General features: G+C 55.9%; 13 protein-coding genes. 9 read left to right on the forward strand and 4 right to left on the reverse strand.

The features are described 5' to 3' along the window. Window positions 1–21 precede the first annotated feature (21 nt). Window positions 22–960, reverse strand: a complete 939-nt coding sequence (locus ACSV5M_RS18390; RefSeq protein WP_439177984.1) for an FAD-binding protein — start codon at window positions 958–960, stop codon at window positions 22–24. Then, window positions 957–1,709 (reverse strand): electron transfer flavoprotein subunit beta/FixA family protein, encoded by a 753-nt coding sequence (locus ACSV5M_RS18395; protein ID WP_439177985.1) that lies wholly within the window; start codon window positions 1,707–1,709, stop codon window positions 957–959. The genes ACSV5M_RS18390 and ACSV5M_RS18395 overlap by 4 nt, the downstream gene beginning before the upstream one ends. A 123-nt stretch (window positions 1,710–1,832) precedes the next feature. Between ACSV5M_RS18395 and ACSV5M_RS18400 the strand changes: the two genes are divergently transcribed. From ACSV5M_RS18400 to ACSV5M_RS18430, 7 genes are all read left to right on the forward strand, one after another. Next, on the forward strand, window positions 1,833–2,780 hold the full coding sequence (locus ACSV5M_RS18400; protein WP_439177987.1) for a LysR family transcriptional regulator: 948 nt from the start codon (window positions 1,833–1,835) through the stop codon (window positions 2,778–2,780). A gap of 46 nt (window positions 2,781–2,826) precedes the next feature. Next, complete coding sequence (locus ACSV5M_RS18405) at window positions 2,827–4,476, forward strand: electron transfer flavoprotein-ubiquinone oxidoreductase (RefSeq protein ID WP_439177988.1); 1,650 nt, start codon at window positions 2,827–2,829, stop codon at window positions 4,474–4,476. Between the two features lie 81 nt (window positions 4,477–4,557). Beyond that, the gene (locus tag ACSV5M_RS18410) at window positions 4,558–5,418 is read left to right on the forward strand and encodes a LytR/AlgR family response regulator transcription factor (RefSeq protein WP_439177990.1); all 861 of its coding nucleotides are present in this window, start codon (window positions 4,558–4,560) and stop codon (window positions 5,416–5,418) included. 99 nt (window positions 5,419–5,517) lie between these two features. Further along, the gene (locus ACSV5M_RS18415; protein WP_439177991.1) at window positions 5,518–6,141 is read left to right on the forward strand and encodes a (2Fe-2S)-binding protein; all 624 of its coding nucleotides are present in this window, start codon (window positions 5,518–5,520) and stop codon (window positions 6,139–6,141) included. A 2-nt stretch (window positions 6,142–6,143) separates the two neighbouring features. Further along, window positions 6,144–7,148 (forward strand): FAD binding domain-containing protein, encoded by a 1,005-nt coding sequence (locus ACSV5M_RS18420; RefSeq protein WP_439177993.1) that lies wholly within the window; start codon window positions 6,144–6,146, stop codon window positions 7,146–7,148. A gap of 3 nt (window positions 7,149–7,151) precedes the next feature. Further along, a complete protein-coding gene (locus ACSV5M_RS18425) occupies window positions 7,152–9,344 on the forward strand; it encodes a xanthine dehydrogenase family protein molybdopterin-binding subunit (RefSeq protein ID WP_439177995.1) in 2,193 nt (730 codons plus the stop codon). Between the two features lie 203 nt (window positions 9,345–9,547). Next, window positions 9,548–9,904 (forward strand): RidA family protein, encoded by a 357-nt coding sequence (locus tag ACSV5M_RS18430; protein WP_439177997.1) that lies wholly within the window; start codon window positions 9,548–9,550, stop codon window positions 9,902–9,904. On the opposite strand, the gene ACSV5M_RS18435 is transcribed toward ACSV5M_RS18430, so the two are convergent. After that, window positions 9,899–10,636 (reverse strand): 3-oxoacyl-ACP reductase family protein, encoded by a 738-nt coding sequence (locus ACSV5M_RS18435; RefSeq protein ID WP_439177998.1) that lies wholly within the window; start codon window positions 10,634–10,636, stop codon window positions 9,899–9,901. The genes ACSV5M_RS18430 and ACSV5M_RS18435 overlap by 6 nt on opposite strands. A 153-nt stretch (window positions 10,637–10,789) precedes the next feature. Here ACSV5M_RS18435 and ACSV5M_RS18440 point away from each other — a divergent pair, with 153 nt between their 5' ends. Both ACSV5M_RS18440 and ACSV5M_RS18445 read left to right on the forward strand, forming a co-directional pair. Next, window positions 10,790–11,713 carry a LysR family transcriptional regulator gene (locus tag ACSV5M_RS18440; RefSeq protein ID WP_439178000.1) on the forward strand — a complete coding sequence of 308 codons (924 nt, stop codon included), beginning with the start codon at window positions 10,790–10,792 and terminating at the stop codon, window positions 11,711–11,713. 133 nt (window positions 11,714–11,846) lie between these two features. Continuing rightward, window positions 11,847–12,251, forward strand: a complete 405-nt coding sequence (locus tag ACSV5M_RS18445; RefSeq protein WP_439178002.1) for a type IV pilus assembly protein FimV — start codon at window positions 11,847–11,849, stop codon at window positions 12,249–12,251. Between the two features lie 214 nt (window positions 12,252–12,465). Here ACSV5M_RS18445 and ACSV5M_RS18450 read toward each other — a convergent pair whose 3' ends face one another. Next, a complete protein-coding gene (locus ACSV5M_RS18450) occupies window positions 12,466–13,482 on the reverse strand; it encodes a nucleoid-associated protein (RefSeq protein WP_439178003.1) in 1,017 nt (338 codons plus the stop codon). Window positions 13,483–13,485: the final 3 nt, after the last annotated feature.

Below are 13,485 nucleotides of genomic sequence, written 5' to 3' on the forward strand. Positions count from 1 at the left end.
GCTAATCCGACCTACGGTTAATTAGTGGAGCAGGGATTTTTCCAGTTCGGTGACGGAGTCGAACAGGTCGGCTACCAAACCGTAATCGGCCCACTGGAAAATCTGCGCGTCCGGGTCGTGGTTGATGGCCACGATCACGCGGCTGTCTTTAATACCGGCGATATGTTGAGTTGCGCCGGATACGCCGACGGCAATATACAAATCCGGTGCGACGACGGTTCCCGTTTGGCCGACTTGATACTCATTAGGTGCAATACCAGCGTCGACGGCGGCGCGGGTTGCGCCAATGGCGGCGTTCAGTTTGGTGGCCAGGGGCGTTAACAATTGCTGGAATTTTTCCGCGCTGCCCAATGAGCGCCCGCCGCTGACAACCACGCTTGCGGTACTCAATTCGGGCCGTTCGCTTCGTTGAATTGCGCTGCCGACCCAGTGCGCCAGGGATGTGGCTTCTGTCGCTGCGAGCGTCTCAATCGCTGCTGTATTGTCACCCTCGATTGCCGGTTCAAACGCCGTTGCGCGAATGGTAAAAATTTTAACCGCCGCTTCGTTACGCACAGTCGCGTTTAAATGCCCCGCGTAAATCGGGCGTACATAGGTGTTGCTGTCGATGATGGCGGTGACTTCTGACACCATATCGACATCCAACAGCGCGGCTACGCGCGGCAACAGATTTTTACCGAAGCTGGTCGCCGCGCTGATGATGGCCTGATAGTCGTTGGCGATACTCACAATCAGCGGCGCAAGATTTTCGGCCAGGGGATTGGCATAGCGCGCGTCATCGGCAACGCGAACACGCCTGACACCGTTCAGCCGCGCAATTTGTTCGGCAACAGCGCCCACATTTTCTCCGGCGATCAACACGTCAATGGCATCACCTAACACCGCCGCAGCGGTGATGGCTGAGCGCGTGGAGGCACGCAAACGTTGTTGATCGTATTCGGCGATGATTAACGTACTCATAATGAAATCCTCGCGTCGTGACGCAATTTATCGATCAGTTCCTGCACGCTGGCAACCTTGACGCCGGGTGAGCGTGCTGGTGGTTCTTCCACTTTGACTAACTGCAATTGACTGCTGGTGTCTACGCCGAGCTCCGCAATGGGCAGGGTTTCCAGGGGCTTTTTCTTCGCTTGCATCAGGTTGGGTAATTTCAAATAGCGCGGCTCGTTAAGGCGCAAGTCGGCGGTCACCACGGCAGGCAAGGCCAATTCCACGGTTTCCTGACCACCGTCGACTTCGCGGGTGACGAGCGCCTTGTTATCGCTAAGGACGATCTTCGACGCGAAGGTGCCTTGGCCGACATTCCACAAGGCCGCTAACATCTGCCCGGTTTCAGCGGCATCGGCATCAATCGCCTGTTTGCCCAGCAGGAACAGATCCGGTTGCTCGCGTTTGGCAATTTCCAGCAGGACTTTCGCCGTAGCGCGGGATGACAGGTCCGCATCGCCCTCAATCAGAATGGCGCGGTCCGCCCCCATGGCCAGGGCGTGACGCAACACATCCTGATGCTGGGTGGTGCCAATGGTGACGGCCACAATTTCGCTGACCAGCCCGGCTTCTTTCAGCCGCACCGCTTCTTCAACCGCATGTTCATCAAAGGGGTTGATACTCATCTTGAGGGTTGCGGTGTCCACATCCGAACCGTCCGCTTTGGGGCGAACACGGATGTTGTGATCCACGACGCGCTTGATACTGACTACCACCTTCATGGTTGATCCTCTCTGGTTTAACGGCCGCAGGGTTACAGCAGCGGCCAGTTTGTGACCATTATAAAGAGACAATGTTTATCTGATAAGTTGATTATATTTATATCCTTAGTCAATAATACTGATATGAAATACTCACTTCGCCAATTGGAAGTTTTCGTCGCCATCGGTCGTCAGGAAAGCGTCTCCCGGGCCGCGGAGGCATTATCCCTGTCCCAGTCCGCCACCAGTATGGCCTTGTCCGAACTGGAAAAGCAGTTTGATACGCGCTTGTTTGACCGTCACGGCAAACGCTTGCAGCTCAATGAACGGGGGCGGCAGATCCTGCCCCAAGCCATTGAACTGCTGGATCGGGCTGAGCAGCTGGAATCCATGCTGGCGGGCGGTAGCGGCCTGGGGTCGTTGCGGATCGGGGCCACCCTGACGGTGGGCAACTATCTGGCGACTATGCTGATCGGGGAATATATGCACCGCCATCCTGGCACGCGGGTCAAACTTGAGGTGCACAATACGGCCATGGTGGTGGAGCAAGTGGCTCACTTGAAACTCGACTTTGGTTTAATCGAAGGCGACAGCCAGCATCCCGACCTGGACATTACGCCCTGGGTAGATGATGAACTGGTGATCTTTGCTGCACCGGACCACCCGCTGGCCGGGCGAAACCAAGTGACGCTGGATGAGGTCACCAGAGAAGCCTGGATCTTGCGCGAAGCCGGCTCCGGTACCCGGCAAGTGTTCGACGCGGCGTTTCGGCATGTACTGACCAAGCTGGATATTCGCCTGGAGCTGGAACACACCGAGGCGATCAAGCGCGCGGTGGAGGCGGGTATGGGCATTGGTTGTATTTCGCGTTTGGCCTTAAAGGATGCGTTTCGACGCGGCAGTCTGGTGCCATTGGATATCCCCGGCCTGGACCTGAAACGGCAATTTAATTTTGTGTTACACCGTCAGAAATTTCGCACCGCCGGTATCGAAGCCTTCTTACAGTTATGTCGCGAAGTTGCCCAGGGTGCAGCGCGCAGTGATGAAATTGTGATGAAGCGCCCCGATGGCCGACCGATGGAATATCGTTAACATTCGGGATAATTAAATTTCCAGATAATTAAATAAGGAAACATTCATGCAACGTGACAGCATGCAGTACGACGTGGTTATCGTGGGCGCAGGTCCTTCCGGGTTAGCGGCGGCCATCCGCCTGAAGCAGCAAGCTGCTGCACAACAGCGGGAGGTCAGCGTGTGTGTGCTGGAAAAAGCCTCGGCGGTGGGCATGCATATTCTTTCCGGCGCCGTGATTGATCCGGTTGCCTTGAATGAATTAATACCCGATTGGCAGACGCAGGGCGCGCCGGTTTATGCCCCGGTAACCACCGATAATTTTGTTGTCCTCGATGAAAAAAAATCCCGCGCGATTCCGCATTTCTTATTGCCGCCGTTAATGCACAATAAAAACACCTACATCATCAGCCTTGGTAAGGTGTGTCAGTGGTTAGGCGAACAAGCCGAAGCCCTGGGAGTAGAAATTTATCCCGGTTTTGCTGCCGCCGAAGTGCTCTATGACGAGCAAGGTGCCGTGAAAGGTGTTGCCACCGGCGATATGGGCATTGCCAAAGATGGTCAGCATAAACCGGAATACACACCGGGTATGGAATTGCATGCGCGTTACACGTTATTTGCCGAGGGCGCACGCGGTTCGCTGACGCGGGAACTGGAAACGCGTTTCAATCTGCGCGCTGATGCACAGCATCAACATTACGGTTTGGGCTTTAAGGAAATCTGGCAGATTGCGCCGGAAAAATATCGCCCGGGTTCGGTGACCCATACCCTGGGCTGGCCGTTGGACAAAGACACCGGCGGTGGCGGTTTTATCTATCACCAGGCAGAGAATCAGGTGGCCGTTGGTTTCGTGGTGCATTTGAATTACAGCAATCCATACCTTTCACCCTTCGATGAATTCCAGCGTTTTAAAACCCACCCGCTGGTGCGCGATTTATTAAATGGTGGTGAACGTATTGCCTATGGCGCCCGTGCGATTTCCGAGGGCGGTATTCAATCGCTGCCGAAACTGGTGTTTCCCGGCGGTGCCTTGATCGGTTGTGCGGCGGGCATGGTTAACGTGCCGCGTATCAAAGGGTCACACAACGCGATGAAATCCGGCATGCTCGCCGCCGATGCGGCGCTGGTGGCGATTGCGAGTGATCGTGCGCAAGATGAATTGGTGCAGTATGCCGACGACTTCAAAACATCCTGGGCTTATAAAGATCTGGATAAAGTTCGCAATGTAAAACCGGCGCTGAGTAAATTCGGCACCTGGGGCGGTATGTTATACGCCGGTATGGATATGTGGCTCGCCAGCCTGGGCTTGCGTTTGCCCTGGACCTTGCGCCATAAAAATCCCGACAACGAAAGTTTGCAAACCGTTCAGCAGGCGCAACCGATTCACTATGACAAGCCGGACGGAAAACTGACCTTTGATCGCTTGTCTTCCATTGCGCTATCCAATATCAGCCACGAAGACAACCAGCCCAATCATCTCACCTTAAAAGATGACACCATCCCTGTGGCTTACAATTTGCCGACCTTTGATGCGCCAGAACAACGCTATTGTCCGGCGGGCGTTTATGAAATTCTCACCGGCGATACCGGGCCGCGTTTGCAGATCAATGCGCAAAACTGCATCCACTGCAAAACCTGCGACATCAAAGATCCCAAGCAGAATATTGTATGGAAAACGCCGGAGGGAGGGAGTGGCCCGGCGTATATTGGCATGTGATGTCAGTTGACTCAGGGATAGAGAGGAATAGAATTTCGGACATTTCGTCTTATCAGTGAACGCCAATGGCCTGGATCTGTTATGGCTAACCCTATATCACTTTTCAATTACGTTCCGCTCGGTTTACAGCGCCGCGAGATCAGTGCGTCGGTGGTGGGGTGGGGCGGTTACATGGTGGTGCTCAGTTGTTATTGCACTCTCTATCAAGCCTTGTTGATGCCCACGCCACCGGACTTTATCGGCTCGTTGGTCTGGGCGGTGCGTGAATGGATAGTATGGTTGTTGATAACGCCGCTGGTGTTTAAAAGCCTGCGCCGTAATATCAACGGCAGCCTGGCTAACTACTTGCGCCTCGGCTCCATCATCCTTGTAGCAACGGTGTCCTTTCGTGTCAGTGTTGATGTGCTTACCGATACGCGGAGCGCCGTCGAGAGCGCGATGATCTTTGTGCCGCGTTACATTGCGGCGGTGGCGGTGGTGTTGTCCTTGTGGCATATCTACCTGCTGAAATCGCTGACCGCCCAGGCGTCCACGTCATCGGCACCTGCGCTGCTTGAGTCGCCGGCTGATGGTAAGCCAGAGAGCAAAGCCACTTATCCCTCGGTGATCCTGGTCAGTAAAGGTAATGATCAGTGTCTGTTACAAATCAATAAGCTCGAATGTGTCGTGGCCGCGCGCAATTATGTGGAGTTATTTGCGGACGGCGACCAACCTTATTTGCTGCGTATGACCATGAGCGATGTACAGGCGCTCTTACCACCCGCTGATTTTGTCCGTATCCACCGTTCTCATATCGTCAATATCCACGCCATCGAGCGCATCAAACGCCAATCGTCCGGCAATGACCTGGTCCGTTTACGCAGTGGACGGGAGTTAAACATCGGGCGCAAATTCAAGGAAGCCCTGGATCAGTTCGACGTAATGAGGGCCTGTTCGGACTAATTCGTCCCTCCATCCCGTCAATTGTCCCAAGCCAGTGGCGGCGGGGCTTTGCTCACCGTTGTAATAGCGACACTTCTGTTTCTGCCGGAGGTGTTACGCATGTCAGATAATGAAAATGAACCCGTGTCTTTAAGTCGCCGAAGCTTCTTTCGCGCTTCTTTTCGCGCGTCTGCCGGGGGTGCGGCCCTTATCGCCGGGCAAGGAGCCCTGGCCAAAGCGCCGGATCAAGCTAAACCGCTGGATGCACGCGCGCCTGTGCCCATCACTCTGCGGGTTAACCAACGCACCTATGAAATGAAGGTGGATGTCCGTACCAGTCTGTTGGATACCCTGCGCGAACACTTGCAGCTGACCGGCACCAAGAAAGGCTGTGATCACGGCCAGTGTGGCGCCTGTACGGTGATGATCAATGGCCAGACGGTGGCCTCCTGCCTGACCCTGGCCGTGACTGCCCAAGGGCAGACCATCCGTACCATTGAAGGCCTGGCACCGAACGATACGGAACTTCATCCGCTGCAGGCGGCGTTTATCATGCACGATGCCTTCCAGTGCGGCTACTGCACATCGGGCCAGATTATGGCCGGATTGCAGTGTATCGAGAGCGGCCTGGCCACATCACCTGAATCTATCCGCGAGGCCATGAGTGGCAACCTGTGTCGCTGCGCGGCCTATCCCAATATCGTGGCCGCCATCGCGGATGCTGCCAGCATGATGGAGGACTGAGGATGCAACCTTTCCATCATTTTCGAATAAACACAGTGGATGAAGCGGTACAACTGGCCAATGAAGCACACCAGCGCGCTCAGGCGGTCCGTTACCTCGCCGGCGGTACCACCTTGGTGGATCTGATGCGTCTGGAAGTTCTCAACCCGCTAGTGGTTATTGACCTCGGTAATCTGCGGACCACCAATGTCGCGCCAGCAGGCGTGCACGACGGCCGCTTGCGTCTGAACGCCTTTGCATCCATGGCTGAAGTCGTGCGGGACCCGGTGGTGCGTCGCCACGCACCGGTTATAGCCGAGTCGCTGGCGCAGGCGGCCAGCCAGCAGATTCGCAATATGGCGTCGCTGGGCGGCAACCTCTTGCAGGAAACCCGTTGTCCCTACTATCGCGATACTGCCTGGGAGGCCTGCAACCGCCGCAATCCCGGTTCCGGGTGTGCAGCGCTGGTGGGCGCGAACCGCCAACATGCATTGCTGGGTGGGAATAACATCTGCGTGGCGACCTATCCCGGTGATCTGGCGCAAGCTCTGATTGCGCTGGATGCCCAACTGACAGTCCATGGGCCGACGGGGCAGCGGCAGCTCGCCGTGGCTGACTTGTATGGTGTCGATCCCTATCCGGGTAAACCGCAATTGCAACCGGCGGAGCTGATCAGTGCGATTCATCTTCCTGTCGGTGCCCATACCCGCCGTTCCTGTTATGTGAAGGTGCGGGACCGTAGCAGTTTTGCCTTCGCCCTGACATCGGCAGCGGTTGCGCTGAGGCTGGATCGTGACCGTGTGGGTGAGGTGCGTATCGCCCTGGGCGGTGTGGCGAGCATGCCTTGGCGGGCGAGCCGGGCTGAGCAATTCCTGATCGGCAAACGTCTTGATGAGGCCACCGCCGAGGCCGCCAGCCGTGTCGCTTTTGCTGAAAGCCGCCCATTATCCGACAACGGTTTCAAGGTGGCGCTGGGCGTACAGACCCTCACCCGTGCCTTGTTGCAAGCCCACGCCATGGAGGTCTAGCCCATGTCCGCTGATTCAGTCAAACCGCTTATTGGTGCGCCCTTGCCGCGTATCGAGGGGCGCCTGAAAGTCACGGGTAAAACGCCCTATGCAGAAGATCTGCCGGTGAAAAACCTGGCGTATGGGCATCTGGTCACCAGCCGGATAGCTCGCGGACGTATCGCCAGGATGGACATCAAAGCCGCCAGGGCGCTGCCGGGCGTCCTCGCCGTTTATACTTGGCAGGACGTCAAAGGCAAATTCAAACCTACGACCTCCCAGGGCAAAGGGGGCTACGGCCCCTCGGCTTTTTTCCCGCTGCAAAGCGACCAGATTGCCTACGCCGGGCAGATCATCGGCTTTGTGGTGGCCGAGACGGCGGAAACCGCGCGGGAAGCGGCGCACCGCATCATCGTGGAATACGTCATTGAGCCCGCCGCTGCCAGCTTTGGCTCACCCCATGGCTGCAGCTTGACCGTTGAAGAAGCCGGCGGCGGCAAGGGTGATATCACCAAGGGCGATGTGACTGGCGCGTTGCGCACGGCGGCGCACGTGGTAGAGGCGGAGTATGAAACCTCGGGGCAGGTTCACGCGGCCATGGAGTTGTATTCCTCCACGTGCTACTGGGAGGAGGGCAAGCTGATCTTTCATGAGCCCAGTCAGTGGCTGGGCGTCAAACAGTATGGCTTGGCGGAGCAGTTCGGCTTGAATCCGGAAGATGTCATCATCCGTAGTCCCTACGTGGGCGGTGGTTTTGGCGGCAAGGGCGCATTAACACCGCGCATGGCGCTGGCTGCTCTGGCCGCTAAAGAATTAAAACGCCCGATCCGTTCCACCGATACGCGCAGCCAGGGGTTTATTACCATTGGCCACCGCGCTGAGACGCGCCACCGCCTGGTGCTGGCCGCCAGTGAAAGCGGCGCCTTGAGCGCCTACCGCCACGAGAGCTGGGAATCCACCTCGCGTCACGATCTGGTTTCCATGAACGGCAGCCACAATACCGCGCGGCTCTATGAGTGTCCCAATATTGAAACCCGTTTGAATGTTACGGAGGTGGATCGCGCAACGCCCGCCGCCATGCGTTCGCCACCGGAAGTGCCGTTTGTTTTTCCTATTGAATGCGCCATGGACGAACTGGCCTACAAATTGGAGATGGACCCGGTGGAGCTGCGGTTACGCAATGAACCGAAAGTTGATCCGGTGAGTGGGTATCCCTTTACCAGTCGTTCGCTGACGGAATGTTACCGCCAGGCGGCAGAGCAATTTGGCTGGCGCAACCGCGATCCGCGTCCGGGACAGATGCGCGAGGGGGATTGGCAGTTGGGCTGGGGGTGTGCGTCCACCTTGTACCCCACTTATTTCGGGCCGGGAACGGCGCGGGTGAGTATCAGCCAGCACGGCAAGGTGCAGGTCAGCGTCGCCAGCCACGATATGGGTACCGGCGCGTATACCGTGTTCGCGCAGATGGCGGCGGAGGCGCTGGCGGTACCGGTGTCGGCGGTGACGGTGGAGCTGGGCGATAGCCGCCTGCCACCCGCGCCTTACTCGGGTGGCTCCATGACCACGGGTGTGATCGGTTCAGCCATCACGGCGGCGTGCACCGCCATTCGCCACAAGCTCGGCGACAAGCCGGGCAATATTCTGGATGTATTGGCCGCAGCGGGCCTGGGTTCCATTGAAGAACTGGGCCAATGGCTGCCGCCGGGCGCTAAGCAGGAGGCGATGACCGCGCTCTATCAGGGGCGCGTGCAAGGCGGTGGCGGCGCCTGGATGGAAGGGCGCACGGCATATTCCTTCGGTGCGCATTTTGTGGAAGTTGCTATCCACCGGCTGACGCGCGAGATTCGCATGCGCCGCAGTGTGAGCGCCTTCGCTGCCGGCCGGATCATCAATGAACGCACCGCTCGCAGCCAATTGATGGGCGGTGTGATCTGGGGTATCAGCTCGGCCCTGCACGAGAAGCTGGAGCTGGACCCGCACCACGCCCGTTACGTGAATGACAACCTCGGGGAATACCTGATCTCCGCCAATGCGGATATCGGCAAAGTGGACATCATCCTGGTGCCGGAAGTGGACGACACCCTCGGACCAATCGGCGTGAAGGGCGTAGGTGAATTGGGCAATGTCGGGATGGACGCGGCGGTGGCCAATGCCGTGTTCCACGCAACTGGCAAACGCATTCGCCGTTTGCCGATTCGTATTGATGATTTGATTTAAACCGCTGCGGGTAAAGGTTGTTTGGACGCTTGGTTGGGGGAAGATGCCTGGTGCATTGACCCCAACATTTTTTAAAGAATACGTAGGTCGCATTAGCCGCGCAGCGGCGTAATCCGACACCCTCTCCACCGATTAATATCCCATCACTCACCCCAACTCCGTTAAGATTCGCCCCCACATTTTTAAATCCCACGGGAACCCTCATGAATATCCAACGCATAAACCCAACTCCACGCTGGTCCGACGCGACGATTTACAACGGCCTGATTCATTTTGTCGAAGTCCCCGAAGACACCGCCGTGGATATGGCCGCGCAGGTCCGGCAGATTTTTGCACAGGCCGAAGCCACTCTGGCGCAATGCCAGAGCGATAAATCCCGCTTGATCTCCGCCACCATCTACATCACCGATATCGCCGACGTGCCCGTGCTAAACCGCGAGTGGGAAGCCTGGTTGCCCGCCGGCTGCGCGCCTTCGCGCGCGTGTTTGAAAGTGGAATTATTAAACCCGGCGATGCGGGTTGAAATCGCCTTTGTCGCCGCCGAAATGAGGGTGTTATAAAGCAAAACCCCCATCGATATTCCAGCTGGCACCTGTGACAAAGGCAGATTCGTCGCTGGCCAAATACGCGGCAAGGCCGGCGATCTCCTCGGCTGAGCCGTACCGTGGGACAGCCATAAGCCCGCGCAATGTTTCCGCAAAATCCGAGTCGGCCGGATTCATGTCGGTATTCACCGGACCGGGTTGGATGTTGTTAACCGTAATGCCCCGCGCACCCACTTCGCGCGCCAGACCGCGGGTGAAGGTCGCAATAGCTGCTTTGCTCATGGCGTAGACTGCCATACCGGGAAAAGGCACCACCTCAGCGTTGATGCTGCCAATATTAATAATGCGGCCTCCGGCTTTCAGATGGCGCAAGGCTTCCTGCGTCGCAACGTAAACGCCCTTCACATTCACCGCCATTAACCGATCAAAATCGGCCTCCTGGAATTCCTCGACCGGCACCATCGTGGCAACGCCAGCGTTATTGATCAGGATATCCAATCCACCTTCCTGCTCGACGACACTGGCGACGGCGCGCCGGATATCGGCAGGGTTCGCACTGTCGGCTTGTATGGCTATGGCATGACCACCTGCCGCCTTGATGCTCTCTACAACCTCAGTTGCTTTGTCAGGGTTGGTGGACCAGGTAATCGCCACCTGGGCGCCCTCCCGAGCCAAACGTTTGGCAATAGCGGCACCGATGCCCCGTGATCCGCCCGTAACCAGGGCTACTTTTCCATTCAGTTTCATGATGTTTGCTCCGTAAAGATGGGCCAGCCACCCGTGGGTGTCGTGAACCCGGTTTCAGTAACAACGTGTGGAGCCAGTGTGAGGATTTTATTGCTTTACAAGTAGCGGGTAATTAGGGAAAACTTTTTCAACCAAAAGTTAAAGGCGAATGGAATGGAAAGCTTGGCGAGAATTGAATCCTTTGTCAGAAGCGCGGAGACCGGCAGCTTTTCAGCGGCAGCCAGGCTGCTGGGTTTAACCCCGGCAGGGGTGAGCAAAAACGTGGCCATGCTGGAGCGCGCGTTAGGCGTGCGGTTATTCCATCGCAGTACCCGCAGACTGACGTTGACCGAGGCCGGGGAAAGTTTTTTGCTGGAGGTCAGTGACGGCCTGAATAGTGTTCAGGCGGCGGTGGCCAACGCCAGTCGGCAGCGCGACAAACCGGCAGGTGTATTACGGGTGAGCCTCGCCTTCGCGTTTGGTCAGCAGTACATACTGCCTTTGCTCGCCCGGTTTATGGAGCAGTATCCGGACATCCAACCGGACTGGCGTTTTGAAAATCGCCAGGTGGATTTAGTCAACGAAGGGCTGGATGCAGCAATCGGCGGCGGTATTGATCTGGCTCCCGGCGTTGTGGCCCGCGAGTTGGCAAGGGCGCAATTAGTAACGGTAGCCTCTCCCGGTTTTCTGGCAAATAAACCCCTTCCAGTCGTACCCCAGGACTTGCTTGGGTGGGACGGCATCATGCGTCGCTCGTCCAACACCGGTCGAATCCAGCCCTGGCATTTGCAGACCATCACTGGCGAACTGGTGGTGGTAGAGCCCCGACCACGGGTGATCCTCAATGATCCGGAAGCGATCTGCCAGGCAGCCGCGTCGGGTCTGGGCGTAGGGCTGGTGCCGCACTCCCACGCGCTGCCGTATCTTCAGCAAGGCCAACTGATACGGCTACTACCGCAGTGGTGTTATGACGCAGGCCCTGTATCCATTTACTTTGCCAGCGCAAAGATGTTACCCGCCAAGACGCGCGTATTTGTTGATTTTATTGTGGCGCATTTCCGACAGGAAAAACTCGCACAAAAGTTTTCTGCCTGGTAACGAATAGTCAAGCCATCCGCACGGCGACACAATAAAATCTGAATCCGTGGAGTCCGTCGCTACGCTGTTGCAAACCTTGGTCTAGAATCAATGCAGTTCAGTTTCTGTCCTTATATCCCAAAAGGTTGGCATGATGAAAAAACAAAACAAATGGGTATCAATCCTGGGCGCGATCTTGTGCCTATGGGCCACGCAAGCGGCGGCGGTTGGCCTGGGTGAATTGAAACTGCAATCAACACTCAACGAGCCGTTTAAAGCGGAGGTCGCATTAACCAATCTGGGTAGTATCAGCGCGGAAGAAATTCTGGTGAGTTTTGCTTCTATTGAGGAATTTACACAACGCAAACTGGAACACTTTTTCTTTTATAGCGATTTCAAATTCACGGTAGATCTAAATCGGCGAGTGGTATTAATAACTTCACCGCGCCCCATCACCGAACCCTACCTTGAATTTATTCTCGAAGCCCGCTGGCCGACCGGTCGCTTACAACGGGAGTATACGGTCTTACTGGATATGCCAACGCGGTTAGCAGAATAGACAAAACTGACACGCCACACTCGACCGACGCGACGCGCGATCCGAGTTTGGCGTTAGGCTTTTGGTTTCGAAACCTTCAAGTCAGGGACGACTTGAAGGAGCTACAGGGATGTATTTATGCGTTTTCGAAACCAAAAGCCTAATGACAAACGTACTACAAAGTACTTTCAAGAACGACCTAGGTTCTTAAACCCCTTCGAAAAAATCGAGGTGATCACTCCCCCTTCATATGCTTTAGTAATTTTGCCTTAAGTGCCGGCGGAATATTTTTAATCGTCAATACATCCTGCTCCGCATCGTACACAATCTCCTTACCCAAACACTCCGACGCGAAACTCATGCTCAACGAATCATTACGCCCGCTGATACGCACATAATTGCGAATCTGGCTGCTGTCCGGAATAAATTCCGCTTTCTTCTCCGGCTGTTTTTCCTGCACAAACCGTGAGAAATGTTCCGGCTCATGGGTTTTGATTTCGCTGGCAAGCGTTTGCGATAAATCCGCAATCACCACCGCCTTGCCGGCTTTATTTTGCTCCAGACAATAATCCACCACTTTTGTGCGTGTCACCCGCGCGGCCTGTTCGTCCATCTCCTGTGCGTAATCATCGACAATTTGCAGGAATTGCGCGGTATCGTTTTTGATGTCGTATTTATCGCTAAAGCCAACCAGGTTGGCGAAGGCATCGGATAGTTCTTTTTCGCCGCGCGAACGCAGTAAAGATAAATAGGTGGCTGAATGGCCCGCATCCCAATCCGATAAATCAATCTTGGCGGCCAGTGCAAAACCCTGGGTGTCGAGATAGCGAGAGTCATCCAGCGCGAGCTCGGCATCCAGATAAGAGCCGTGTAGGTGCTCTGCCATAAACACGTACAAAAATTCGCCCGCTTCAATCTTTTCTTCAACAAAAAAGACATAGGCATCAATCAGGCATTCGGTTTTTTCCAATTCCAGTTTGAAGTGCTCCGCTGCCTTCTGCGTAAAACTGGCAAAACCCAAACGCTCGGCGCGGTATTCTTTTAACCACGCAGAGAAGGGAAACTCACTGGTTTCGCTGGAAAAGCGGCCGTAACTCTTACCGCTTTTGCGAATAAAGTTGGACTTTAATTCGTACACCAGATCTTCCAGCTTGCCGTTTGCGGCAAATACCTCTGATCGTGCATGAAGGTTCACGCCGGTGGTGGGAGAGTGGCGCAACAGGTGATGGGAAATGATGGATGTAAGTGCCATGGG

The organism is Cellvibrio sp. ARAG 10.3 (genome assembly GCF_051846955.1).
Taxonomy (GTDB): Bacteria; Pseudomonadota; Gammaproteobacteria; order Pseudomonadales; family Cellvibrionaceae; genus Cellvibrio.

Excerpts from the sequence above, each read along its gene's own strand:
- ACSV5M_RS18390 (WP_439177984.1), bottom strand. The coding sequence starts at position 960 with ATGAGTACGTTAATCATCGCCGAATACGATCAACAACGTTTGCGTGCC.
- ACSV5M_RS18395 (WP_439177985.1), bottom strand. The coding sequence starts at position 1,709 with ATGAAGGTGGTAGTCAGTATCAAGCGCGTCGTGGATCACAACATCCGT.
- ACSV5M_RS18400 (WP_439177987.1), top strand. The coding sequence starts at position 1,833 with ATGAAATACTCACTTCGCCAATTGGAAGTTTTCGTCGCCATCGGTCGT.
- ACSV5M_RS18405 (WP_439177988.1), top strand. The coding sequence starts at position 2,827 with ATGCAACGTGACAGCATGCAGTACGACGTGGTTATCGTGGGCGCAGGT.
- ACSV5M_RS18410 (WP_439177990.1), top strand. The coding sequence starts at position 4,558 with ATGGCTAACCCTATATCACTTTTCAATTACGTTCCGCTCGGTTTACAG.
- ACSV5M_RS18415 (WP_439177991.1), top strand. The coding sequence starts at position 5,518 with ATGTCAGATAATGAAAATGAACCCGTGTCTTTAAGTCGCCGAAGCTTC.
- ACSV5M_RS18420 (WP_439177993.1), top strand. The coding sequence starts at position 6,144 with ATGCAACCTTTCCATCATTTTCGAATAAACACAGTGGATGAAGCGGTA.
- ACSV5M_RS18425 (WP_439177995.1), top strand. The coding sequence starts at position 7,152 with ATGTCCGCTGATTCAGTCAAACCGCTTATTGGTGCGCCCTTGCCGCGT.
- ACSV5M_RS18430 (WP_439177997.1), top strand. The coding sequence starts at position 9,548 with ATGAATATCCAACGCATAAACCCAACTCCACGCTGGTCCGACGCGACG.
- ACSV5M_RS18435 (WP_439177998.1), bottom strand. The coding sequence starts at position 10,636 with ATGAAACTGAATGGAAAAGTAGCCCTGGTTACGGGCGGATCACGGGGC.
- ACSV5M_RS18440 (WP_439178000.1), top strand. The coding sequence starts at position 10,790 with ATGGAAAGCTTGGCGAGAATTGAATCCTTTGTCAGAAGCGCGGAGACC.
- ACSV5M_RS18445 (WP_439178002.1), top strand. The coding sequence starts at position 11,847 with ATGAAAAAACAAAACAAATGGGTATCAATCCTGGGCGCGATCTTGTGC.
- ACSV5M_RS18450 (WP_439178003.1), bottom strand. The coding sequence starts at position 13,482 with ATGGCACTTACATCCATCATTTCCCATCACCTGTTGCGCCACTCTCCC.